This window comes from Micromonospora sp. CNZ286, assembly GCF_014207755.1.
This window is the reverse complement of record NZ_JACHIZ010000001.1, coordinates 3,075,184-3,098,422: the sequence shown is the minus strand read 5'-3', so window position 1 is coordinate 3,098,422 and position 23,239 is coordinate 3,075,184. Positions and strand designations below refer to the sequence as shown.

General features: G+C 73.8%; 22 protein-coding genes and 1 tRNA gene. 9 read left to right on the top strand and 14 right to left on the bottom strand.

Annotated features, from left to right (window positions below; all coding sequences use genetic code 11):
• The first annotated feature begins 66 nt into the window (after positions 1-66).
• Positions 67-723: a hypothetical protein gene (locus FHX31_RS13955; protein WP_013286384.1), complete on the top strand. Its 657-nt coding sequence runs from the start codon at positions 67-69 to the stop codon at positions 721-723.
• A gap of 6 nt (positions 724-729) precedes the next feature.
• Here FHX31_RS13955 and FHX31_RS13950 read toward each other — a convergent pair whose 3' ends face one another.
• The 10 genes from FHX31_RS13950 to FHX31_RS13900 all read right to left on the bottom strand — a co-directional run bounded on the left by FHX31_RS13950 (position 730) and on the right by FHX31_RS13900 (position 12,148).
• On the bottom strand, positions 730-912 hold the full coding sequence (locus FHX31_RS13950; RefSeq protein WP_013286385.1) for a hypothetical protein: 183 nt from the start codon (positions 910-912) through the stop codon (positions 730-732).
• A gap of 66 nt (positions 913-978) precedes the next feature.
• Positions 979-2,256 (bottom strand): hemolysin family protein, encoded by a 1,278-nt coding sequence (locus tag FHX31_RS13945; RefSeq protein ID WP_013286386.1) that lies wholly within the window; start codon positions 2,254-2,256, stop codon positions 979-981.
• On the bottom strand, positions 2,256-2,453 hold the full coding sequence (locus tag FHX31_RS13940; RefSeq protein WP_013476757.1) for a hypothetical protein: 198 nt from the start codon (positions 2,451-2,453) through the stop codon (positions 2,256-2,258). The genes FHX31_RS13945 and FHX31_RS13940 overlap by 1 nt, the downstream gene beginning before the upstream one ends.
• 45 nt (positions 2,454-2,498) lie before the next feature.
• The gene (selB, locus tag FHX31_RS13935) at positions 2,499-4,262 is read right to left on the bottom strand and encodes a selenocysteine-specific translation elongation factor (protein ID WP_091327718.1); all 1,764 of its coding nucleotides are present in this window, start codon (positions 4,260-4,262) and stop codon (positions 2,499-2,501) included.
• Between the two features lie 5 nt (positions 4,263-4,267).
• A complete protein-coding gene (selA, locus tag FHX31_RS13930) occupies positions 4,268-5,560 on the bottom strand; it encodes an L-seryl-tRNA(Sec) selenium transferase (RefSeq protein WP_114920428.1) in 1,293 nt (430 codons plus the stop codon).
• Positions 5,561-5,582: 22 nt separating this feature from the next.
• Positions 5,583-5,678: transfer RNA gene (locus tag FHX31_RS13925), tRNA-Sec, on the bottom strand.
• Between the two features lie 44 nt (positions 5,679-5,722).
• On the bottom strand, positions 5,723-6,901 hold the full coding sequence (nrfD, locus tag FHX31_RS13920) for an NrfD/PsrC family molybdoenzyme membrane anchor subunit (RefSeq protein WP_184976410.1): 1,179 nt from the start codon (positions 6,899-6,901) through the stop codon (positions 5,723-5,725).
• On the bottom strand, positions 6,898-7,941 hold the full coding sequence (locus FHX31_RS13915) for a 4Fe-4S dicluster domain-containing protein (protein ID WP_114920430.1): 1,044 nt from the start codon (positions 7,939-7,941) through the stop codon (positions 6,898-6,900). Before FHX31_RS13915 ends, nrfD begins: the two co-directional genes overlap by 4 nt.
• On the bottom strand, positions 7,934-11,257 hold the full coding sequence (fdh, locus tag FHX31_RS13910) for a formate dehydrogenase (RefSeq protein ID WP_402883882.1): 3,324 nt from the start codon (positions 11,255-11,257) through the stop codon (positions 7,934-7,936). Before fdh ends, FHX31_RS13915 begins: the two co-directional genes overlap by 8 nt.
• 300 nt (positions 11,258-11,557) lie before the next feature.
• A complete protein-coding gene (locus FHX31_RS13900; RefSeq protein WP_184976406.1) occupies positions 11,558-12,148 on the bottom strand; it encodes a hypothetical protein in 591 nt (196 codons plus the stop codon).
• 890 nt (positions 12,149-13,038) lie between these two features.
• On the opposite strand from FHX31_RS13900, the gene FHX31_RS13895 reads away from it, so the two are divergent.
• Both FHX31_RS13895 and FHX31_RS13890 read left to right on the top strand, forming a co-directional pair.
• Positions 13,039-13,365, top strand: coding sequence for a hypothetical protein (locus FHX31_RS13895; RefSeq protein ID WP_123111737.1), 327 nt, complete (start codon positions 13,039-13,041; stop codon positions 13,363-13,365).
• Entirely contained in the window at positions 13,362-14,012 is a 651-nt protein-coding gene (locus FHX31_RS13890) for a nucleotidyl transferase AbiEii/AbiGii toxin family protein (protein WP_013286395.1), read from the top strand. The genes FHX31_RS13895 and FHX31_RS13890 overlap by 4 nt, the downstream gene beginning before the upstream one ends.
• An 86-nt stretch (positions 14,013-14,098) precedes the next feature.
• On the opposite strand, the gene FHX31_RS13885 is transcribed toward FHX31_RS13890, so the two are convergent.
• Positions 14,099-15,001, bottom strand: coding sequence for an SDR family oxidoreductase (locus FHX31_RS13885; protein WP_013476749.1), 903 nt, complete (start codon positions 14,999-15,001; stop codon positions 14,099-14,101).
• Positions 15,002-15,151: 150 nt separating this feature from the next.
• On the opposite strand from FHX31_RS13885, the gene FHX31_RS13880 reads away from it, so the two are divergent.
• Complete coding sequence (locus FHX31_RS13880) at positions 15,152-16,942, top strand: bifunctional metallophosphatase/5'-nucleotidase (protein ID WP_184976404.1); 1,791 nt, start codon at positions 15,152-15,154, stop codon at positions 16,940-16,942.
• A 37-nt stretch (positions 16,943-16,979) separates the two neighbouring features.
• On the opposite strand, the gene FHX31_RS13875 is transcribed toward FHX31_RS13880, so the two are convergent.
• A complete protein-coding gene (locus tag FHX31_RS13875) occupies positions 16,980-17,165 on the bottom strand; it encodes a hypothetical protein (RefSeq protein ID WP_135240224.1) in 186 nt (61 codons plus the stop codon).
• Between the two features lie 95 nt (positions 17,166-17,260).
• On the opposite strand from FHX31_RS13875, the gene FHX31_RS13870 reads away from it, so the two are divergent.
• Positions 17,261-18,295, top strand: a complete 1,035-nt coding sequence (locus FHX31_RS13870) for an NAD(P)-dependent alcohol dehydrogenase (RefSeq protein WP_123111734.1) — start codon at positions 17,261-17,263, stop codon at positions 18,293-18,295.
• Positions 18,296-18,338: 43 nt separating this feature from the next.
• On the opposite strand, the gene FHX31_RS13865 is transcribed toward FHX31_RS13870, so the two are convergent.
• Entirely contained in the window at positions 18,339-19,475 is a 1,137-nt protein-coding gene (locus tag FHX31_RS13865; RefSeq protein WP_123111738.1) for a geranylgeranyl reductase family protein, read from the bottom strand.
• A gap of 143 nt (positions 19,476-19,618) precedes the next feature.
• Here FHX31_RS13865 and FHX31_RS13860 point away from each other — a divergent pair, with 143 nt between their 5' ends.
• Positions 19,619-19,855: a hypothetical protein gene (locus tag FHX31_RS13860; RefSeq protein ID WP_013286401.1), complete on the top strand. Its 237-nt coding sequence runs from the start codon at positions 19,619-19,621 to the stop codon at positions 19,853-19,855.
• Positions 19,856-19,926: 71 nt separating this feature from the next.
• Positions 19,927-21,381: an MFS transporter gene (locus FHX31_RS13855; RefSeq protein WP_145823383.1), complete on the top strand. Its 1,455-nt coding sequence runs from the start codon at positions 19,927-19,929 to the stop codon at positions 21,379-21,381.
• On the opposite strand, the gene FHX31_RS13850 is transcribed toward FHX31_RS13855, so the two are convergent.
• On the bottom strand, positions 21,354-21,911 hold the full coding sequence (locus FHX31_RS13850; protein WP_184976402.1) for a helix-turn-helix domain-containing protein: 558 nt from the start codon (positions 21,909-21,911) through the stop codon (positions 21,354-21,356). The genes FHX31_RS13855 and FHX31_RS13850 overlap by 28 nt on opposite strands.
• A 71-nt stretch (positions 21,912-21,982) precedes the next feature.
• Between FHX31_RS13850 and FHX31_RS13845 the strand changes: the two genes are divergently transcribed.
• Positions 21,983-22,324 (top strand): hypothetical protein, encoded by a 342-nt coding sequence (locus tag FHX31_RS13845; RefSeq protein ID WP_013286404.1) that lies wholly within the window; start codon positions 21,983-21,985, stop codon positions 22,322-22,324.
• The gene (locus FHX31_RS13840; RefSeq protein WP_091327680.1) at positions 22,321-23,238 is read left to right on the top strand and encodes an alpha/beta hydrolase family protein; all 918 of its coding nucleotides are present in this window, start codon (positions 22,321-22,323) and stop codon (positions 23,236-23,238) included. Before FHX31_RS13845 ends, FHX31_RS13840 begins: the two co-directional genes overlap by 4 nt.
• Position 23,239 lies beyond the last annotated feature (1 nt).

Genomic DNA, 23,239 nt, shown 5'->3' with positions numbered 1-23,239 from the left:
CGCCGCCCGGCGCATTCCGGATCGGCCCGGGGGTCTGGCCGGGGCCGGGGCGGGTAAGCCGGACGGATGCCAGACGATCGCAACGTCGCGCGCGCCCTGCTGGAACGGCAGAACCGCACGTACGCGGAGGAGGCCGGCATCGCCCTCGCGGACCGGCCCGGCCCGCTGTACCAGTTGCTGGTGCTCACCACGCTGCTGAGCACCCGGATCCGGGCCTCGGTGGCGGTGGCCGCCGCCCGGGAGCTGTTCGCCGCCGGCTACCGCACCCCGCAGGCGATGGAGGCGGCGAGCTGGCAGGACCGGGTCGACGCGCTGGGCCGGGGCCACTACCGGCGCTACGACGAGCGGACCGCCACCATGCTCGGCACCGGCGCCCGGCTCTGCCTGGACCGCTGGCACGGCGACCTGCGCCGGCTGCACAAGGAGGCCGGCGCCGACCGGGCCGTGCTGCGCCGGCTGCTCACCGAGTTCCCCGGCATCGGCCCCACCGGTGCGGACATCTTCCTGCGGGAGGCGCAGTCGGTGTGGCCGGACGTGCGCCCGTACGCCGACCGGCGCACGCTCGCCGGGGCGCGGCGGCTGGGCCTGCCGGCGAGCCCCGGTGACCTGGTCGGGCTGGTCGGCGAGGCCGACTTCGGCCGGCTGGCGTCGGCGCTGGTGCGGGTGGCCCTGGGCGAGGAGTCGGCGGGCGAGGTGAGTCGCAGCGCCGCCACGGCCCACTGAGGGTCGCTACTTGGCCGGGCCGGGCTTGGTCAGGTTCCAGGCCAGCAGCGAGGCGAGCAGCGCGAGCAGCACCACGCCACCGGAGACGCCACCCTCCTCGCCGCTGCCACGGCTTCCGGAGAAACCGAAGTAGATCACGGCCAGTCCGGCCAGCACGGTGACGAACGTACGCAGTCCTCGGTCCTTCACGCCCGGACCGTACGACCGGCGACGCGGCCCGGGACGGGTATCGGGCGGTTGTCCCCCGTCCGGGTGTCAGTCCGGCGTGCGGCCGACAGCGGGGCCGCGCAGCCGGACCCGGCGGATCGCCCGCCCCGCCACCTCGACCACCTCCACGGTGAGGCCGGGCAGCCGCACCCGCTCCCCCGGCCCCTCGGGGAGCCGGCCCAGGCCGGCCAGCACCAGCCCGGCCACCGTGGTGTACTCCCGGGACAGCGGGAACGTCACGCGGACGCCCACGTCGGGCAGGTCGTGCAGCGGGAAGTCGCCCGGCAGCAGCAGCGCGCCGTCCGGCTCCCGCACGGCGCGGCGCACGTCCCGGTCGGTCTCGTCGTACAGCTCGCCGACCACCTCCTCGAGCAGGTCCTCCATGGTGACCAGGCCGTCCACGCCGCCGTACTCGTCGACCACCAGGGCGAGCTGCTCGTGCCGCTGGCGCAGCTGCCGCATCGCGTCGGCCACCGGCAGCGTGCCTGGTAGCAGCACCGGCGGGCGGGCCCGGTCGCCGACGAGCGCGCCGTCGGCGTCCACCAGGTCGCGGATGTGCACGGTGCCGCGTACGTCGTCGAGCCCGCCGGGTCCGATCACCGGCGCCCGGGACCGGCCGCCGGCCGCCAGCCGGCGCATCGCCTCCGCCGCGGGCAGGTCGGCGGGCAGAGTGGTCACGTCGCGGCGCGCGACGAGGATCTCCCGCAGCGTACGGCCGGCGATGTCGAACGCCCCGGCGAGGATCTCCCGCTGCTGGGCGGACAGGCCGCGCTGGCTGACCAGCATCTCCCGCAGTTCCTCCTCGGTCACCTCCTCCCGGCTGGCGCGCGGGTCGCCGCCGGCGAGCCGGACCAGCAGGTCGGTGGAGCGGCCGAGCAGCCACACCGCCGGCCGGGACAGCCGGGCGAGCAGGTCCAGCGGCCCGGCGCTGACCAACGCCCACCGCTCCGCCGTCTGCATGGCCAGCCGCTTGGGTGCCAGCTCCCCCACCACGAGCGTGAGGAACGTCAGCAGCAGTGTCACCAGGAACACCGCCACCGGGCGGGCGGCCGCGCCCAGGAAACCCAGCGGGCCGACCAGCGGCTCGGCCAGCGTCACGGCGGCGGCGGCCGAGGCGAGGAACCCGGCGAGCGTGATGCCGAGCTGGATGGTGGCCAGGTAGCGGTTCGGTTCGCGGGTGAGGCGGCTCAGCCGCGCCCCGGCCCGCCCGGACCGCGCCAGCCGGCGCAACTGCCCCTCCCGCAGGCTCACCAGCGCCATCTCGCTGCCGGACAGGGCGGCGTTGATCAGGATCAGCACCAGCACCAGCGCGACCTGCACGCCCATCAGTCGGTCTCCAGGTCGTCCAGCGAGATCGCGTGGGTCATCAGCCAGCGGGCCAGCGCGGCCATCCCGAACAGCCACAGCGGCGCCGAATCGGTGGGGCCGTTCGTGGCGAAGATCGCGAAGCGCAGGTCCGGGGCCCGGTACGCCTCGATCCGCCACTTGTGGTTCTTGTCCCGCCAGACCGCGGAAGGGTCCATGGCGCCACGGTAGGTGACCGGCGTGGGCCGGTGACACCGGTTGGCTCAGCCCGGCGGGCGGACCACCTCGCGGGCGTCGTCAGGGAGCCGCCGGGTGGCGCCGCGCCGGTCCAGCAGTTCCAGCAGCGGCACCGCCACCCGGCGGGTGGTGCCGAGCGCCTGCCGGGCGGCGCTGAGCGTGAACGGCTGCGGCAGCCCGGCGAGCACGCGTACCGCGTCGTCCGGGGCGCCCGGCAGCAGCACCACGTTCTCGGCCAGCTTCAGCAACGCGCCGGCGCGTACCGCGGCGCCGATCTCGCGGGGCCCGAGCCCGAGGTCGGCCAGGTGGTGCGCCTCGGGGGCCTGGAACGGCCGGTCGCCGTACTCGGCCCGGACCCGGTCTACCGCCTGGGCCACCGGGTCCGGCAGAGTCCCCTGCGGGGCGGCGGTGACCAGACCGTCGCGCAGCCGCAGCGGCGGGCGCAGCAGCGCCGTGACCAGAGCACGCTCGGGCAGGTCGAGCCGGTGCCGCAGCACGTCGACCGGTACGCCCGCGGCGAGCGGATGCTCGGCGGTGTACCGGGCCACCTCCTCGGTGAGGCGACGACCCAGGTCCCGCCAGTGCTCCGGGTCGGCCAGCCACTGCCCGGCCACCGGCGTCGCGGTCGGCGGCACGCCCATCCGGGTCAGGTCACCGGCACGGACCAGCCGTCGCCGGCGCAGTTCCCCGGCCAGGTCCGGCCGCCCGTCCAGGCCGGCCAGCACCGCCGTGCGGGCGGCCGCCGCGCCCCGGCGGCGCAACGGCGGCGGGTCCACGTCCAGCACCGTCACGCCGCCCGCGACGTGGTGCCGGCCGGGGTCGCGCAGCAGCGCCCGGTCCCCGATCAGCAGCGGCAGCGGGCGGGCCAGGCGCAGCCGTACCGTGTCCGGGCCCAGCGGCCGGACCCGGGCGGGCACCGCCGCCGAGCCCACGTGCAGCGTGAGCGTGGCCGGCAGGTCGGCGGCGGGGTCGCCGGACAGCCGCACGTCGAGCAGGTCGGTACGCCCGAACCGGCCGGGCGTGAGCAGCGCGTCGCCGCGCCCGACCCGGTCCCGGGGCAGGCCGCGCAGGTTCACCGCGGCCCGGGCCACCGCCTCGACGTCGGTGCGCGCGACGCCGAGCGAGTGCAATCCGCGTACGCGCACCGCCTCGCCGGTGGCGGCCAGCTCCAACTCGTCGCCGGCACGCAGCCGGCCACCGCCGAGCGTGCCGGTGACCACCGTGCCGCTGCCGCGTACGGTGAACGCGCGGTCCACCCAGAGCCGTACCGGGGCGTCCAGGGCCGGGTCGGGCAGCCGGGCGGTCAGGCGGTCCAGCGCGGCGCGCAGCTCGGGGAGACCGGCACCGGTGACCGCGGAGACCGGCACCGCCTCCACAGCGCCCAGCGACGTGGCGGCGATCTCCGCGAGGGCCCGCGCCGCCGCCGGCCCGGGGTCGGCCAGGTCCGCGCGGGTGACCGCGAGCAGCCCGTACGACACACCCAGCGCGTGCAGAGCGGCCAGGTGCTCGGCGGACTGCGGCATCCAGCCCTCGTCGGCGGCCACGACGATCAGCGCGGCCGGGACCGGGCCGATGCCGGCGAGCATGTTCGGCACGAACCGCTCGTGCCCCGGTACGTCGACGAAGGCGAGGGTGCCGCCCGACGGCAGTGTGGTCCAGGCGAAGCCGAGGTCGATGGTCATGCCCCGGCGGCGTTCCTCCGCCCACCGGTCCGGTTCCATCCCGGTCAGCGCGCGCACCAGCGTGGACTTGCCGTGGTCGACGTGCCCGGCGGTCGCCACCACCCACATGCCGGTCAGTCCCCCACGCTCAGCACGGCCGCCCGGACCCGGTCGTCGGCGCTCTCCGGCACGGCGCGCAGGTCCAGCAGGAGACGGCCGTGCAGCACCCGGCCGAGGATCGCCGGATCGCCGGTGCGCAGCGGCTCGGCGTACCGCTCGGGCAGGCTCAGCGCCCACGAGTCCAGCTCCACCCCGGGCGCCCCGCCGCCGCCGACCACAGCGACGCCGGGCACCACCTCGGCCTTGCAGCCGTCCTCGCCGAGCCGGTCACGCAGCCGCTCCAGCCGCTGCCGCAGCCGAGCCGGGTCGGCGTGCAAGGCGTCCCGGGTGGGCGTGGACGGCGCGTACAGGGTGGCGGCGAGCGCGGCGAGGGTGAGCTTGTCCACCCGCAGCGCCCGCGCCAGCGGGTGGCGGCGCAGCCGGTGCACGAGGTCGGCGTCGCCGAGCAGCAGACCGGCCTGCGGGCCGCCGAGCAGCTTGTCGCCGCTGGCGGTGACCAGGTGCGCGCCCGCGCGCAGCGTAGTGGCCGCGTCCGGCTCGGCCGGCAGCAGCGGGTCCGGCGCGAGCAGCCCCGACCCGATGTCGGCCACCACGGGTACGCCCAGCGTGGCCAGCTCGGCCACCGGCACCGCCGAGGTGAACCCGGTGACCAGGAAGTTCGACGGGTGCACCTTGAGCACGAACCCGGTGTGCTCGCCGATCGCGGCCTCGTAGTCGGCGCGCGTGGTGCGGTTCGTGGTGCCCACCTCGCGCAGCCGCGCGCCGGTGCTGGACAGCAGGTCCGGCAGGCGGAACCCGTCGCCGATCTCGACCAGCTCGCCGCGGCTCACCACGATCTCCCGGCCGGCGGCCAGCGCGGTGGCGGCGAGCGCCAGGGCGGCGGCGCCGTTGTTCACCACGTGCACCGCCCCGGCGTCGGGCACCGCCGCGGCGAGCGCGTCGAGCGCCTCCCGGCCGCGCCGGGCCCGCCGCCCGGTCCGCAGGTCCAGTTCCACGTCGGTGTGCCCGGCGGCGGCGACCAGGGCGTCCACGGCGGACGGGGCGAGCGGCGCACGGCCCAGGTTGGTGTGCAGCACGACGCCGGTGGCGTTGAGCACCGCGCGCGGCGTACGGCCGGGCAGGTCCGCCAGCGCCGCGTCGCGTACCCCCTCGGGGGTCAGCTCACCGCGGCGGGCGCGGTCCTGCGCGCGGACGATCGCGGCCTTGACCCGGTCCCGGCCGAGCGTGCCGGCGGCGGCGGCCAGCGCGGGATCGGCGAGCAGCGCGTCGGTGCGCGGCACCCGCCGTCGCGGGTCGACCTCACGCATCGGCGCACTCCCGGGAACGGTTTGGCGGAGACGGACGGGAATCGAACCCGCCTGGCCCGGATCCCGGACCACACCGGTTTTGAAGACCGGGAGGGGCACCAGCCGCCTGAACGCCTCCACGCAGAAGTCAACCACAGCGGACGGAAGGCCGCCCGGGGAGGTTCAGTCCTGCTCGGCGGCCCGCCGGTCGGCGCGTTCGCGCTGCGGCACCACCGTGTACCGCGGATCGCGCGCCGAGGCGACCCCGCCGTGGAAGATGCCGAACCGGGTGCACACCGACGCGGCGATCAGCGCACCGCCGGAGAGTGCGGACAGCACCCGGCTGCGGCGGCCGAGCAGCGCGCCCACGACACCGGCGGCGGTCAGCGCACGGCCCGCGCGCAGCAGCTTCCCGGGTGTGCCCTGCGTGTAGGGCTCGCTGAGCAGGCCGAGCCGGTTCTCCACCCGGTGCGAGCCCCACAGCTCCATCGCCGCGCCCGCGACCGCGAGGCGCCGCGCCGGACCGGCCTGCGCGCGGGGCGCGGCCACCAGGCCGACACCCGCGCCGCTGGCCAGCGCGCTGCCCGCGAAGATGGCCGGCAGTTCCGGGTACGCCTCGTGCCACGACGGCACCGCCGTGTCCGCCAGCAGCACCCCGGTGTACGTGGCCAGCGCCGGCGCGGTGACGGCGGCGACCAGGCCGGCGGCGTGCCCGGCCGGGGGCAGCAGCCGGCGGCCGAGCCCCAGCACGCCGCGCTCGGGCAGCAGCGGGGCCGCCTCGGCGATCGCCGCGACCCCGGCGGCCGGGCCGAACACGCTGAGGATCCACGTGCCCACCGACATCGGCGAGGTCACCTTCGCCACCCGCAGCATGTGGTGGAAGCGCGACGGTCGCCCCAGGTCGTTCACCAGGAAGTACGTGCTGGCGCCGACCGCCGCGAGCGCGGTGACCCGGCCGGCGCGCCGCAGCGCCGGGCGGCAGGTGAGCTGCCCGCCCGCCGCGAGCAGCGACGAACCGGCGGCGAGACCGCCGGTGAACAGGTACGCGGCGATGTCCCACCGCCACACCGGCGGCTTGAGGATGGGCCGGCCGTAGTAGGAGGTGAACTCGGCCGGCGGGACGTTGAGCTGCTCCCCACCGCCCCTGCCGCCCTTGCGGCGTCGGCGCGGTTCCGCGTCGCGGGGCGGGTGCGGGGCGAGGCCGGCGTCGTGGGAGCCCGCGTCGGTGCGGCCCACGCCGGGACCGGCCGCGGTGGCCCGGCTGCCGTTCTCCCGCTCGGCGGCGCCGCCGTCCTCCGGTTCGGCGGACAGGCGTTCGCGGAATCGGCGGAACAGGTCACCGACCGGGCGGTCCGGGCTCACGACGATCCTCCGACGAACGCGGCGACGGCAGCCGCCGCCATGGCCAGGGCGGCGAACCCGGCCCGCTTCCACATCTTCGGCAGGTCCCGGGTGGTGACCACCGGGTCCGGCGGCAGCCCGTACACCTCCGGCTCGTCCAGCAGCAGGAAGAACGCGCCGTCGCCGCCGACACCGTCGGTCGGGTCGTGGCCGTACAGGCGCGCCTCCGGCACACCCCGCTCGTGCAACGCGGTGACCCGCTTGGCGGCCCGTTCCCGCAGCTCGTCGAGCGGTCCGTACTGGATCGACTCGGTCGGGCAGGCCTGCGCGCAGGCGGGCGTCATGCCCGCGCCGATCCGGTCGTAGCACAACGTGCACTTCCACGCCCGGCCGTCGCCCTTGCGCTGGTCGATCACGCCGTACGGGCAGGCGGAGATGCAGTAGCCGCAGCCGTTGCAGATGTCCTCCTGCACCACCACCGTGCCGAACTCGGTGCGGAACAGCGAACCGGTCGGGCACACGTCCAGGCAGGCCGCGTGCGTGCAGTGCTTGCACACGTCGGACATCATCAGCCAGCGGAAGTCGGTGCGGCTCTCCACGCCGGTGGCCCGCCCGGGCGGCTGGGCGCCGGGCATGCCGAGGAACTCCGGACCGGCGGCCATCCGCGCCGCCGCCTCCGGCTGCCCCGGCGGCAGGCCGGGATTCGTACCGGTGTCGGGAGCGGTGAGCGCGCCGGCCGCCGCTGACGCCGGGCTGGTCGCCGGGCCGGTCGGGTCACCGGCGAACGGCGGCGTGCGGTGCCCGGCCGGGCGGGGCTGTTCGATGAACGCGACGTGCCGCCACGAGTTCGCGGTCAGCGCGCCGGTGTTGTCGTACGACATGCCGAGCAGGTCGAAACCCGAGTCGGGGACGCCGTTCCACTCCTTGCAGGCCACCTCGCACGCCTTGCAGCCGATGCAGACGCTGGTGTCGGTAAAGAAGCCCATCCGGGGCGGCGCGGAGATCCAGCCCGCGTCCGGGGCCGGGTCGAGCGGGCCGTACAGGCTGTTGGCGTCAGGCATCCCGATCCCCGTCCTGGTGCGCGGCGGCCGACTGCTCGTCGGTGCTGCCGGCGGCGTCGTCCCCGCCGGCCGCGTCGGTGGTCACCACCGGCACCTTGCGGTCCGGTGTCATCCCGGCCCGCCGCTGGTAGTCGCCGACCAGGTCGAGCAGCGGCGGGCCGGTGGGCCGCCGCCCGGGCCGGATGTCGCAGGTGCCGACCTTGCTCTCCTGGATGAGGACGTTCGGGTCCAGCGTGATGCCGAACAGGTCGTTCGCCGAGTCGCCGGTGACGAGCCCTTCGGTGCCGAAGTGGTACGGCAGCCAGACCTGGTGGATGATCCGGCCGTCCACCCGCAGCGGGGTGAGCCGGTCGGTGACCAGCACCCGCGCCTCGATCACCGCGCGTCCGCTGATCAGGTGCGCCCAGCCCAGGTGGGCCAGCCCGATCTCGCCGGCCAGTTCCGGGGACACCTCGACGAACATCTCCGGCTGCAGCTCGGCCAGGCGCGGCACGGTACGGCTCATCCCACCGGCCGTGTGATGCTCGGTGAGACGGCTGACCGTGAACACGTACGGGAAGACCTGGCTGTGCGGCTCCGGCGGACTCGGGTTCATCCGGTTTATCGGATGCTCGTAGATCTTGCGGGTCGGGTTGGCCTGCTGACCGTAGAGCGGGTTGCGCATCGGCGACTCGGCCGGCTCGTAGTGCGTCGGCAGCGGACCGTCGAGGACGCCGCTCGGCGCGTACAGCCACGCCTTGCCGTCGCCCTGCATGACGAACGCGTCGTCACCGGCGAGCGCCGCCGGGCCCGACGCGCCCTCCGGCGGCCGGTACGACGGCGGTTTCGTCTTCTCGAAGTCCGGCACGTCGTACCCGGTCCACTCGCCGGCGTCCGGATCCCACCAGACGTACTTCTTCCGCTCGCTCCACGGCCGGCCCTCCGGGTCGGCGGAGGCGCGGTTGTAGAGCGTGCGCCGGTTCGCCGGCCACGCCCAGCCCCACTCGGCCGCCACCCAGTCCTGCTCGTGGCGGGACCGGCGGCGGGCCGCCTGGTTCACGCCGTCGGCGTACACGCCGGAGTAGATCCAGCAGCCGATCGCGGTGGAGCCGTCGTCCCGGGCCTCGCCGAACGCGTTCAGCGGGCGGCCGGTCGCCACCTCGTACCCGTTGATCTCCTTGAGCACCGCCTCGGCGCTCGGCTCGGCGTGCGGACCGTGCGTCGGGTAGTCCCAGGTCAGGTCCAGCAGCGCCCGGTCCCGGCGCTCGGTGGAGGCGGCCAGCTTCTCCCGCAGCACCCGGCCCAGGTGGTAGAAGAACCACAGCTCGGAGCGGGCGTCGCACGGCGGGTCGACGGCCTTCTCCCGCCACTGCAGCAGCCGCTGCGTCTGGGTGAAGGTGCCCTCCTTCTCCACGTGCGAGGCCGCCGGCAGGAAGAACACCTCGGTGCGGCACTCCTCCGGCACGATCTCGCCGGTGGCGACCTCCGGGCTGTTCTTCCAGAACGTGGCGCTCTCGATCATGAACAGGTCGCGGACCACGAGCCAGTCCAGGTTGGCCATGCCGAGACGCTGAGCCCGGCCGTGCGCCGAGCCGACCGCCGGGTTCTGGCCGAGCAGGAAGTAGCCCTTCACCTTCCCGTCGATCATGTTCAGGACCTGCTGGTACGTGCCGTGGTCGCCGGTCATCCGGGGCATGTACCCGTAGCAGAAGTCGTTCTCCGGCGTCGCCGCGTCACCCCAGTACGCCTTGAGCAGGCTCGCCGCGAAGGCCCGCGAGTCGCCCCAGAAGCCCTTCTGGCCCGGGTGCCGGATGCTGTCCACCCACTCGTCGAACGTCGGGTGGTCGGCGTGGTGCGGCATCGGCAGGTAGCCGGGCAGCAGGTTGAACAGCGTCGGGATGTCGGTCGATCCCTGGATGCTGGCGTGCCCGCGCAGCGCCAGGATGCCGCCACCCGGGCGGCCCATGTTGCCCAGCAGCGTCTGGATGATCGAGCCGGTGCGGATGTACTGCACGCCGACGCTGTGCTGCGTCCAGCCGACCGAGTAGACGAGCGCGCCGGTGCGCTCCCGGCCCGAGTTCTCCGTCCAGGCGCGCGCCAGTTCGAGGAACTTCTCCTCCGGGATGCCGCACACGCGGGCCACCATCTCCGGGGTGTAGCGGGAGAAGTGCCGCTTCAGGATCTGGTAGACGCAGCGCGGGTGCTGCAACGTCTCGTCCCGCGGGGCCTTCGCCGGCACCGGCTCGCCGTGCGACTCGTGCTCCAGCCCGGATGCCGAGTCGCGTTCCTTGCCGGTGCCCCGGATCTTGGCGTTGTCCTCCTGCCCCTCGTACTGCCAGCTCGCGTGGTCGTACGAGCCGGTGTCCGGGTTGTAGCCGGAGAACAGGCCGTCCAGGTCCTCGGTGTCGACGAACTGCTCGCTGACGATGTTGGCCGCGTTCGTGTACGCCAGCACGTACTCCCGGAAGTCCAGCTCGTTCTCCAGGATGTAGCGCACCACGCCGCCGAGCAGCGCGATGTCCGTACCCGCCCGGATCGGCAGGTACGTGTCGGCGAGCGCGCTGGTACGCGTGAACCGCGGGTCGACGTGGAAGACCTTCGCGCCGCGCTTCTTCGCCTCCATCACCCACTGGAAGCCCACCGGGTGGGCCTCGGCCATGTTCGAGCCCTGGATGACGATGACGTCAGCGTTGGCGAGGTCCTGCTGGAAGTCCGTGGCGCCGCCGCGACCGAAGCTGGTCCCCAGACCGGGGACGGTGGCGGAGTGTCAAATACGGGCCTGGTTCTCGATCTGGAGTGCCCCCATCGCCGTGAACAGCTTCTTGATGAGGTAGTTCTCCTCGTTGTCGAGCGTCGCGCCGCCGAGACTGGAGATACCCAGCGTCCGGTTCAGCGGGCGGCCCTCGTCGTCGACGTCCTCCCAGGTCTCCGCGCGGGCGGCGAGGATCCGGTCGGCGATCATGTCGAGCGCGACGTCGAGGTCCAGGTCTTCCCACTCGGTCGCGTACGGCCGGCGGTAGCGCACAGTGGTCTGGCGCAGCGGGCTGGTCACCAGGCTCTTGCTGGCCGAGCCCTTCGGGCAGAGCCGGCCGCGCGAGATCGGGCTGTCCGGGTCGCCCTCGATCTGGGTGACCTGGCCGTCGGAGTGGAAGACGCGCTGCCCGCAGCCGACCGCGCAGTACGGGCAGACCGAGCGGGCCATGCCGTCGGCGGTCTCGGTGCGGGCGGTCAGGCCGGCGGAGCGCGCCGACTGGGCGGCGGCGCCGCGACCGAGCGGGTCGGTGCCGGTGAGTTGCCGGTAGACCGGCCACCCCTGGATGAACGTCTTGAAACCCATCCGGGCACCCCCCTCTCCGTCGAGAACGGCTCACCTCTGCCAGTAACCCTAGGCCAGCGGCCCGGGGCGTGCGACTCGAGCCCACAGACAGAGCCGCCCCGGCCGAATGGCCGGGGCGGCTCTGGGCGTCGGTGTGCATGTCGCCTCTCGGCGAGTGGCGCGACGCGGCTCCAGCCGAACGGTATTCCGCGAAGGCAATTTAGGTGAGGCCCGGGGACACTGAACACACCGACGCTCTGCACAACGGTACCGGGGTCACGGTTCTTCCGCTCGTTCGTCGTGACCCCGGTCACCGCCGGGTCAGCTGTTCCAGTGCTGGGCGACGAGGTCGGCGGCCTGCTGCTCCCACTGGGCGTAGTGGTCCGGGTAGGCCGACACCTGGACGGTCTGGGCGGCCTTGGTCAGCGGCATGTCGCGCCAGCCGTCGACCTGCTGCAGACCCTTGAGGAAGGCGGTGGTGGAGTATTCGGGGTCGGTGATCTGCTCGACCGTGCCCCAACCACTGGAGGGGCGCTGCTGGAACAGGCCCTGCGAGTCGTGGTCGTTACGGTCACCGAGGTGGCCGAGGTTCTCCAGCTTCGACTCCTGCAGCGCCGTGGCGATGGAGACGACCGCGGCGCGCTCGTCCATGCCGGCCTTCTTGGTGGCGGCGATGATGGCCTTGACGTTGGCGGTCTGCTCGTCGTTCAGGTCGATACGCGACTGGGCGCCCTGCACGCCGTGCGGGATGAGTGTGGCGGTGTCGAGCTTCGCGGCGGCCTGAGTGGTGGTGACCGCGGCGTCCCGGGCGGCGGGGGTGGTGGTGTCGTGGTTGAGGGGGCCGGCGGCGAGGCCACCGGCGACGGTCAGACCGGCGATACCGAGGATGCTCTTACGCAGGATCGTGTTCATGAGGGGCTCCATTCGGGGGTCGACGCACACCCGGGGGTGGGGTGCGTGGGCACCGTCAGGCGCTCAAGAAAGGTTCTCGGGGGGATCCGGCGTCCTGCTCACACGCGGCCCGCAGCACGCCCGGGGGTGGCGTGCGGGGTTCGGCTGGGTGGCGCCGGAGACATCCACAACGACCGCCTGCCCGGGATCATTCCCGGGCCCTACCACCCGCGCTCGTGTGCTGCCGGGGGTGCTGCTGCGGTCGTTCACCAGGTATAACGCCCCGGCCCCGCCCACGATTCCGCCAGCCGGGTGTCCCCCACCACCCCGAAACCCGACACCCGACGCAGCCCGGACACCGCCCCCGAACCATCCCCTGGTCCTCCGGCGTCCCGCCCAGCCTCAACATCCGTCCGTTCCGTCCCGGCCGATCCGATCCCGGCCCCGTCCTCTGCCTGGACTCACCTGGCCCCGTCAAACATGAGGTTGACGGCACACGGTGTCCGGTTTGTCGCAGCCACTTCATGATCGGGGCATGCTCGCGGCGACGTCCGCACTGCCGGACGGAGATCTTGGTACGAAAGTGCCCCCATGAGGGGCCGTTGCGTACCAAGATCTCTCGTCGGCGAAACGCCGGGACCCGTGCGCCGGCGTTGGCGCACGCGCGACCGTGGGAGATCTTGGAAGGAAACGGCCGCCATAGGGGCCCGAATCTTCCAAGATCTCCGGCGGAGCGCCGCGCCGCGCTAGGCGAACAAGGCCAACAAGGCGAACAGGTAGAGAGGATGCAAGGGTCGATCATGAAGTTGGCGGGGACGAAACGGACGCCGCGCGCCGTCAAGTTCATGATCGACGGGGTGGGGGCGGGAAGGGCGGGGGGTGTTGGGCCGGGTTGGGGTTACCCTGATGCCATGCCGGTCACCGCGCACGCGTACCTCGCCCGCCCCGGGCGACCCGCCGTGGTGGCGCGCACCCTGGACGAGCTGACCGGTCCCACCACCGGCATCGTCGAGCTGCCGGTACGCCTGATGTGGAGCAGCGAACGCGCCTTCGACCTGGGCGACCCGGACGAGTTGCTCTGGATGTACGAGAACGTGCTGCGTGAGACGACCCGGGTGGAGGATCTGCGCGAGCTGATCCACGCGGGCACGCTGCGCCGGTTGTGGCCGCTGCTCAACCTGCCCCGGGGCGTACGCCTGGCCTGGGAGGGCCGGCACCGGAGCCTGCGCGCCGCGTGACCCATCCGCACGACTTCTACCGGCAGGTGGCCCGGGTGGCGCTGGCCGCGGCCGGCCCGCACCGTTTCGTGCTCGGCGGCGGGGTGGCGTGGGCCGTACACGGCCTGGTCACCCGCCCCACCGAGGACGTCGACCTGTTCGCCGACGTGGAGGGCGCCGCAGCGGCGGCGGCCGACGGGGTACGCGCGGCGCTGGAGCGGGCCGGTTACCGGGTGGCCGAGGTGGACCCGGGCGGGCTGGGTGAGGTGTTCGACGGATTCGACCGGGACCTGCGGGACTTCGTGGTGAGCCGGGACGGCCGGCAGATCCGCCTGAGCCTGGCCCGCCTGGACCGGCACCGCAGCCCGGTGGTGATGGACCTCGGCCCGGTCATGGACGTCCGCGACCTGATCGCCAACAAGACCGCCGCGCTGGTGAACCGGCGGGAGGTACGCGACTACATCGACGTCTCCGCCGCGCTGGACCGGTACACGGTCGCGGAGCTGCTGGAGCTGGCCCGTCAGGTCGACCCGGCGCTGGACGACGAGGACGTGCGCGCCGCGGGCCGCTACCTCGACGGGCTGGCCGACCGCCGGTTCACCCGCTACGGCCTGGACGCGCCACGCATCGCCGAGGTGCGCCGCCGGATGGCCGTCTGGCCCCGCTGAGCGGCGGAACCAGACGACCGGGGGCGGGACCAGCGGCCGGCACGGGCCAGCGAGCCAGAACGGGAAAAGCCGGACCAGACTACGGCTCACTTCGTCGGACGGCCGCCAGTGACGCCGAGGATCTCGCCGGTGACGTAGCTGGACTCCTGCGAGGCGAAGTAGACGTACGCGGGCGCCAGCTCGGCCGGCTGACCGGGACGGCCCAGCGGCGTGTCGGTGCCGAACTGCTTGACCTTCTCCTCCGGCATGGTGGCCGGGATCAGCGGCGTCCAGATCGGGCCGGGCGCGACCGCGTTGACCCGGATGCCCCGGTCGGCCAGGTTCTGCGCGAGCGCCTTGGTGAAGTTGGCGATGGCGGCCTTGGTGGTGGCGTAGTCGAGCAGCTGCGGCGACGGGTCGAACGCCTGGATCGACGACGTGTTGATGATCGTCGAGCCTTCCTTCATGTGCGGCACCGCGAACTTGCAGAGCCAGAACATGGCGTACACGTTGGTCTTGAAGACCCGGTCGAACTGCTCGGTGGTGATGTCGAGCAGGCCGTTGTCCTGCGACATCTGGTACGCCGCGTTGTTGACCAGGATGTCAACGCCGCCGAGGTCGCGGACGGCCTGGTCGACCAGGGCGCGGCAGTTGGCCTCCTCGCGCAGGTCGCACCGGACTGCGACGCCGGTGCGCCCGGCCTGCTCGATCAGGGCGACCGTCTCCCGGGCGTCCTTCTCCTCCTCGTCGGCGAGGTACGTGACGAGCACGTCGGCGCCCTCGCGGGCGAAGGCGACGGCCACGGCCCGGCCGATGCCGGAGTCACCGCCGGTGATGACGGCGCGCTTGCCGGTGAGCCGGTCGCTGCCCCGGTACGACTCCTCGCCGTGGTCGGGCTTCGGCCCCATCTCCTGCTCGTTGCCGGGCGGCGTCTGCTGCTGCGACGGCTGGCCCTCCTGCTGTCCGTACTGCTCGGCCGGGTGCTGCTGGGTGAACTGGTCCTCGCTCATGGATGCGCCCTACCCGGGTGACGGGCGGGAAAACAGCAGCCTGTGACCGGAAGGGAAACGATTCGGGCCGGTGTGGCGCAGGTGACATGTGGTGGTTATGGTGCGCAACGGCGCCCACGAGGCGCGTACCCCCATTGGAAAGGCACCTCCATGACTTCCTCCTCCGGCGCCTCCCGGCGCCAGGTGCTGGCCGTCGCGGCCGCCGCCGCGACCGCTCCCCTGCTGGCCGGCGCGCCCGCCGAGGCGAAGCCGAAGCAGCCGAAGACCTGGGACCTGACGATCCTCGGCACGTCTGACACCCACGGCAACGTCTACAACTGGGACTACTACAAGGACGCCGAGTTCGACGACAGCAAGCACAACGACGTCGGCGTCGCGAAGCTCGCCACCCTGGTCAACCAGATCCGCGCCGAGCGCAAGGGCAGGGCCACGCTGGTCCTGGACGCCGGCGACACCATCCAGGGCACGCCGCTGGCGACGTACTACGCCAAGCAGGAGCCGATCACCAGCACCGGCGAGACGCACCCGATGGCCCGCGCCATGAACATCCTCAAGTACGACGCGGTGACGCTCGGCAACCACGAGTTCAACTACGGCCTGCCGCTGCTGGCGACCTGGATCGAGCAGCTCGGCTTCCCGGCGCTGGCTGCGAACGCGCTCAACGCGAAGACCGGCAAGCCGGCGTTCCTCCCGTACGTGATCAAGGAGGTCAAGCTCGGCGGGCACGGCGCGCCGAAGCTGCGCGTGGGCATCCTCGGCCTGACCAACCCCGGCGTGGCCATCTGGGACAAGGGCAACGTCGAGGGCCGCCTGGTCTTCGCCGACATGGTCGCCACCGCCGCGAAGTGGGTGCCGGAGATGCGCCGCCGCGGCGCCGACCTGGTCGTCATCTCCGCCCACGGCGGCGACAGCGGCACCTCCAGCTACGGCCCGGAGCTGCCGAACGAGAACCCGACCGCGCTGATCGCCGAGCAGGTCCCCGGCATCGACGCGATCCTGTTCGGCCACGCGCACAACGAGGTGCCGGAGAAGTTCGTCACCAACCTCACCACCGGCGAGCGGGTCCTCACCTCGGAGCCGTCGAAGTGGGGCCAGCGGCTGACCCGGATGGACTTCACGCTGACCCGGGAGAAGGGCCGCTGGACGGTTACCGCCAAGTCGGCCACCACGCTGAACACCAACACCGTGGTCGAGGACCCGGCGGTACTCGCGGCCGTGCGCGGCCAGCACACCAAGACCGTCGAGTACGTCAACCGGGTCGTCGCCCAGTCGAGCGTGGAGCTGTCCGCCGCCGAGTCGCGGTACAAGGACACCCCGATCCTGGACTTCATCAACCACGTCCAGACCGAGGTGGTCACCGAGGCGCTCGCCGGCGGCGAGTACGCGGGCCTGCCGGTGCTGTCCATCGCCGCGCCGTTCAGCCGTACCGCGGTGTTCCCGCAGGGTGACGTGCGCATCCGCGACGTGGCGGGCCTCTACGTGTACGACAACACGCTGGAGGCGGTCGTGCTGACCGGCGCCGAGGTGAAGGCGTACCTGGAGTACTCGGCTAAGTACTTCGTCACTCTGCCGGCGGGCGCGCCGGTGAACCCGGAGACGATCAGCGACCCGGCGGTGCCGGACTACAACTACGACGTGTTCTCCGGCGTCGACTACGACATCGACATCGCCAAGCCGGTCGGCCAGCGGATCACCCGCCTGGTGCTGGCCGGCACCGACACCCCGGTCGCGGCGGACGCCCGGTTCGTGGTGGCGGTGAACAACTACCGGCGCAGCGGCGGCGGGAACTTCCCGGGCATCGTGAAGACCCAGGTCTACAACGCGCAGCAGGAGATCCGCCAGCTGCTCATCGACTGGGCGCAGGCCAAGGGCGTCATCGACCCGGCCGACTTCTTCGTGCCCAACTGGAAGCTGGTCCGCGACGGCGTGCCGGTCTTCTGACCGGGAGGCGGCGGGGCCCGGCGGTGTCCGGGCCCCGTCAGCCGCCCGCGCGCAGGTGCCACTCCGACTCCCCGCCGACCGGGTCCGGCCGGTCCGGCGGGAACTCGGTCTCGGCGGACTCGACCCGCTCCTCCGGGCGTACCCGGGCGGGCAGTTCGCCGAAGCGGACGTGCCGCAGGAACGCGTACTCCTCGTCGGTGAACGACTCGGCCGGCTCGCTCATGACCGCATTGTGCGCCCACCCGTCCCGTCTCCGCATCAACCGCCACGGCACGGGTATGCCGCCGCGTCGACCGTCGGCGACGAGGTGGAGGAGACATGCGCGCAGTACGGATGACCGCACCCGGTGTGCTGGAGCACACGGAGGTGCCCACGCCGCAGGCCGGCCCGGGTGAGGTGCTGCTGCGCGTCGGCGCGGTCGGCGCCTGCCACTCCGACCTGCACATCCTCGACGCCCCGGCGGGCGTGTTCCCGATCCCGATGACGCTCGGTCACGAGATCGCCGGCACCGTCGACACGGTCGGCCCCGGCGTGGACGGCTGGTCGCCCGGCGACCGGGCCGCCGTCTACGGGATCATCGGCTGCGGCCGGTGCCGGGCCTGCCTGCGGGGCGAGGAGAACCGCTGCCGGGTCATCCCGGTCGGCGGCATCGGGCTCAGCCGCGACGGCGGGCTGGCCGAGTACGTGGTGGTGCCCGCGTCCCGGCTGCTGCCGGTCGGCGACATGGACCTGACCCAGGCGGCGCCGCTCACCGACGCCGGGCTGACGCCGTACCACGCGGTGGACCTGGCGCGGCCCCGGCTGCGACCCGGCACCTCCTGCGTGGTGATCGGCATCGGCGGCCTGGGGCACATGGGATTGCAGATCCTGCTCGCCACCACAGCGGTACGGATCATCGCGGTGGACACCAACACCGCCGCGCTGGACCTGGCCGGCCGCCTCGGCGCGCACCACACGGTGCAGGCCGGCCCGGACGCGGTGGACAAGATCCGCGAACTGGTCGGACCGGCGCCGGACGGCGCGGACGTGGTGCTCGACTTCGTCGGCGCGCAGCCCACGCTGGACACCGCCCGGCAGGTCGTCGCCACCGGCGGCCAGATCCTGCTGGTGGGCCTGGCCGGCGGCACGCTGCCGGTGCGCCCGGTCGCCGACGAGCCGCCCCCGGTGCCGCTGGAGACCGGTGTGGTGGTGCCGTTCTGGGGCACCCGGGCCGAACTGCACGAGGTGATCGCGCTGGCCCGCGACGGCCGGCTGCACGCCGACGTGCACACGTTCCCCCTCGCGGAGGCGCCGCAGGCGTACGAGGCGCTGCGCCGGGGCGAGGTGCGGGGGCGGGCGGTCATCGTCCCCTGACGCGGGGCGCTCAGTGGTGCGGGAACACCGGCACGGCGCCCGGTCAACCGGCCACTGACCGTACCTTCGCGGGCAGGCGGTCGAGCATCGCCAGCGCGGCCCGTACCGGCCGCCGGTCGAGCACGTCGGCGAAGCTCGCCCGGCCCTGGCAGAACCGGACGAACATCCGCCAGCCGGGCGGGCTGGCCAGCATCGCGTGGAACACGTCGGGCCGCCGCTCGAACACCTCCAGCAGCCGGTGCCCGGCGCGCATCTCCGGCGTCAGCCGCCGGTCGACCTCCCGGGCGTACGCGTCGAGGTCACCGGCGGCCACCGCCTCCCCGGCCAGCCGGCCCGAGCGCAGCGCGTAGCTGATCCCCTCGCGGCTCCACGGTTCCAGCAGCCCGGCGGCGTCCCCGGCGACCAGCACCCGGCCGTGCCGCAGCGGGGAGTCCCCGGTGCGGCAGCGGGTCAGGTGACCGGAGTCGTGCTCCGGCCTCACCCCGGACAGGCCGAGCCGGTCGGTGAAGTCGCGCAGGTAGGCGCGGGTGCGGTCGCCGTCGCCCCGGGCGGAGATGACACCCACTGTGAGACGGTCGCCCTTCGGGAACACCCAGGCGTAGGAGCCGGGCAGCGGCCCCCAGTCGAGCAGCACCCGGCCGCGCCAGCGGTCCCGTTCGGCGGCGTCCACCGGCAGCTCCAGTTCCAGCCCGAGGTCGACCTGCCGGAAGCGCACCCCGACGTGGCGTGCCGTCACGCCGGACGAGCCGTCCGCGCCGATGACGGTACGGGCGCGTACCGTCTCACCGCCGGCCAGGCGCAGGCGTACCTCGTCGGGGTCCTGCTCGATCGCGCGGACCGCGACGCCCTCGCGGACCTGCGCCCCGGCGGCGACGGCGGCGGCGCGCAGCCGGTCGTCGAACTCCTCCCGGCGGATCATGGTGACCAGCGGCGCGGGGTGCCGGCGGGTGAACGCGCGTCGCCCGTCCCTGGTGAACGTGACCCGGCCGATCCGGTCGTGGGCGGGCACCTCGACGCGGCCGGCGACCTCGGCCAGCGACGTGCCGATCAGGCCGCCGCCGCAGGTCTTGTAGCGGGGGTGGGTGGCCCGTTCGACCACGAGCGTGCGCACGCCGGCCCGGGCCGCGGCGTGCGCGGCGGAGAGTCCGGCGGGCCCGCCGCCGACCACGACGAGATCCATGATCACGGGTGCAGCCTAGGGCACCGCCGTGCCTCGCCGCCCGGTACGACAGTCGAACGGGTGCGCATCATCGCGGCCCGTCCGGGTAACCGCCGGTCGCCGGCCGTCCGCGGGTCGGGCGGTCCACGCCGAGGAGGGAAGCGATGCCTCAGGTCCAGCTGTCTGCGGTCGAGGAACGGGTCTACCAGGCGGTGTCCGCGCTGGAGGTGCAGGGACACGTCCCCTACCCGGACCTGATCGCCCAGGAGACCGGGATGACCGAGGAGGAGCTGCGCGAGCCGCTGCACTCGCTCACCGAGCGGGGGCTGCTGCACCGCGAGGACTCCCCGATGTCCGGCCTGGACTTCGGACCCCGGTGGTGCGCGCGCCAGATGGCGTGATCGAGTCGTTTGCCCCACCGGGCACCGGGTAGCGATCGGAGTCGGGTGATCGACGGTCTGTGGGGGGCACGATGAGCGAGGGCCGGTCGTCGACGCCGGTGCCTGACACCGGGTACGACGGCCGGCGCCGCTGGCGCGCGCTGAGCGTCGGCCTGATCGCGGCGTTCATGACGCTGCTGGACGTCAGCATCGTCAACGTCGCGGTGCCGTCGATCGACCGGGCGCTGCACGCCACGCCGAGCGATCTGCAGTGGGTGCTGTCCGGGTACGCGCTGACGTTCGGCCTGGTGCTGGTGCCGGCCGGGCGGTTCGGTGACGCGCGCGGGCGGCGTACCGCGTTCGTGGTCGGGGTGGGGCTGTTCACGCTGACCAGCGCGCTGGCCGGGCTGGCGCGCTCGCCGGAGTGGCTGGTCGTCGCCCGCCTCGTCCAGGGCGCCGCCGCCGGTGTGGTGAACCCTCAGGTCAGTGGCATGATCCAGGAGCTGTTCCGGGGCGCGGACCGGGGCCGGGCGTTCGGGCTGCTGGGCGCCACGATCGGCATCTCCACCGCCGTGGGTCCGCTGCTCGGCGGGCTGCTCATCCAGCTCGGCGGCGCCGAGCACGGCTGGCGGTGGGTGTTCTTCGTGAACATCCCGGTCGGGATCGTGGCGATGCTGCTCGGCTGGCGGCTGATGCCGGCCCGGCCCACCAACCCCGCCGGACGGGGGCGGCTCGACCCGCTCGGCGTGCTGCTGCTCGGCGCCGGAGTCACGGTGATCCTGCTGCCGCTTGTGCAGCGGGAGCAGTGGCGGGGCCCGGGCAAGTGGCTGCTGATCCCCGCCGGCCTGCTGCTGCTCGCCGGGTTCGCGCTCTGGGAGCACCGGTACGCCCGGCGCGCCCAGCCGCTGTTCGACCTGCGGCTGTTCACGGTGCGCTCGTACACGCTGGGCGCGCTGATCGGCCTGATCTACTTCGCCGGGTTCACCGCGATCTTCTTCATCTTCACGCTCTACCTCCAGATGGGGCTCGGCTACAGCGCGCTCGTGGCCGGTCTGGCGATCACCCCGTTCGCGCTCGGTTCGGCGCTCGCCTCCGCGCTCGGCGGCCGGGTGGTCACCCGCTACGGCCGTCCGCTCGTCGCGATCGGGTTGCTGGCCGTGGTGGCCGGGCTGATCGCGACCGACCTGGTGCTGGCCGGCGGTCCGCACGACGACGTGCCGCTGCGGACCGCGCTGCCGTTGCTCGTCGCCGGGCTGGGCAGCGGCCTGGTGATCGCGCCGAACCAGACGCTCACGCTGTCCGAGGTGCCGGTGCCGATGGCCGGCAGCGGCGCCGGGATGCTCCAGACCGGGCAGCGGATCGGATCGGCCGCCGGCATCGCCGCGGTGGGCGCGCTGTTCTTCTCGACGATCGCCGACGATCGCGGCGACTGGAGTACGGCGTTCCGCCACTCACTGCTGCTCGCCGCCGGGATCATCGTGCTGGCGCTCGGCGCCGCGGTGGCGGACATCGTGCTCGGTCACCGGCGGTCCGCGGGCCGCTCCTGATCGGCGGCGGGCAGCAGGACTGTGGTGAGCAGCCGCCGGGTCCGGCCGGGCCCGGGGCCGAGAGCCGCGTACTCGGCGAACAGGTCGCGGAACCGGGTGACGAACTCGGCGGTCTCGGCGTCGGTGGCGTGGAACGCGTTCTGCCGGTAGCCGGCCACGTCGCGGGCCAGGTCGGCGTCGCCGCTGTCGAGGTAGCCGTCGAAGTCGGCGAGCAGGCCCGCGACGAAGGTGAGGAACGCCTGGCGGTGTCGCTGCGGGCTCATGGACCGGGCCTCGTCCGGGTCGACCGACGCGGCGGCCTCGTTGAGCCGGTAGCTGCGCTCGACCGCGCCGCGGGCGCGCCGCTCCCCCACCGTGTGCAGGACGCCGTGGTCGGCGAGCGTGGCGACCTGCCGGTAGAGCGTGGCCGGTGGCACGTCGCTCAGTTCGGTGCGCAGGTCGGTGGTGGTGAGCGTGCGGCCACCCAGGAACGCCTGGACGATGCGCAGCCGGACCGGGTGCAGCAGCAGCTCCACGGTGTCGAGTGCCACAGTGGCTCCCCTTTTTGTTATCGCCTCCGGTAATGTTCTCAACAACGATAACAGAAGCGAGGAGTTCGCCGATGGCCACCATCGACCTCACCCCCGACCGCATCGACGTCCGGCTCACCACCGCCGAGAAGGTCTGGGCGCTGCGCGGCGACCTGTCGTTCCCCCGCTCCGCCGTCAGCGGCGCCGTCGTCGTACCGGACGGGGCGCGCGCCACCCGCGGCATCCGGGCGCCCGGCCTCGGCGTCCCCGGCACGCGCAACGTCGGCACCTGGCGCGGCAGGGCCGGCAAGGAGTTCGTCAGCGTCCGCGGCGGCCAGCCGGCCGTCCGCATCACCCTCACCGGCCAGGCGTACGACTCCCTGCTGATCGGCGCCGACGACGCCTCCGCCCTGGCCGCGGCGGTGCTGCCGTGACGGTCGACCGTCCGCTCGCCGTCGACTCGGCCGGGCAGCGGCTGTCCGGCACGCTCACGCTGCCCGACGGCGCCGGACCGCATCCGTTGGCGCTGCTGCTGCCCGGCTCCGGGCCGATCAACCGCGACGGCGACCACCGCCGCCTGCCGCTGGGCATCCAGCGGCACCTGGCCGCCGCGCTGACCGGGGCCGGGATCGCTGTCGCCCGGTACGACAGGCGGGGCGTCGGCGAGAGCAGCGGCGAGTTCCTGCGTACCGGCTTCCACGACAACGTCGACGACGCGGCCGCCGTGCTCGCCGCGGTGCGCGACGACCCGGCCGTGGACGCCGGGCGGCTGTTCCTGGTCGGGCACAGCGAGGGCGCGCTCACCGCTGTCGCGCTCGCCGCGCGCGGCGTACCGGTGGCCGGCCTGGTCCTGCTCTCCGCGCCCGGGCGCACCGGCGCCGAGGTCCTGCGCCGGCAGGCCGGGCTGCTGCTGCCCACCCTGCCCGCGCCGGTACGCCTCGTCCTCCGGCTCACCCGCACCGACCTGGTGGCGAAGGTGGCCCGCAACCACGAGAAGATCCTCGCCACCGACAAGGACGTGGCGTGGGTCGGCGGGCAGCGGCTCAACGCCCGCTGGTTCCGGGAGTTCCTGCGCTACGACCCCCGGCCGGACCTGGCCCGCGTCGACGCGCCGATCCTCGCGCTCACCGGCGACAAGGATCTCCAGACCGATCCGGCGGACCTGCCGGTCATCGCCGCGCACGCGGGCGGGCCCGTGCAGACCGGAGTGCTGCCGGACGTCACCCACGTGCTGCGCCGCCGGCCCGGTCCGCCGTCGCTGCGGGCGTACCGGGACGAGGCGAAGCAGCCGCTGGACCCGTCGGTGGTCGAGCCGGTGCTGTCGTGGCTCGCCGCGCACAGCGGCTGAG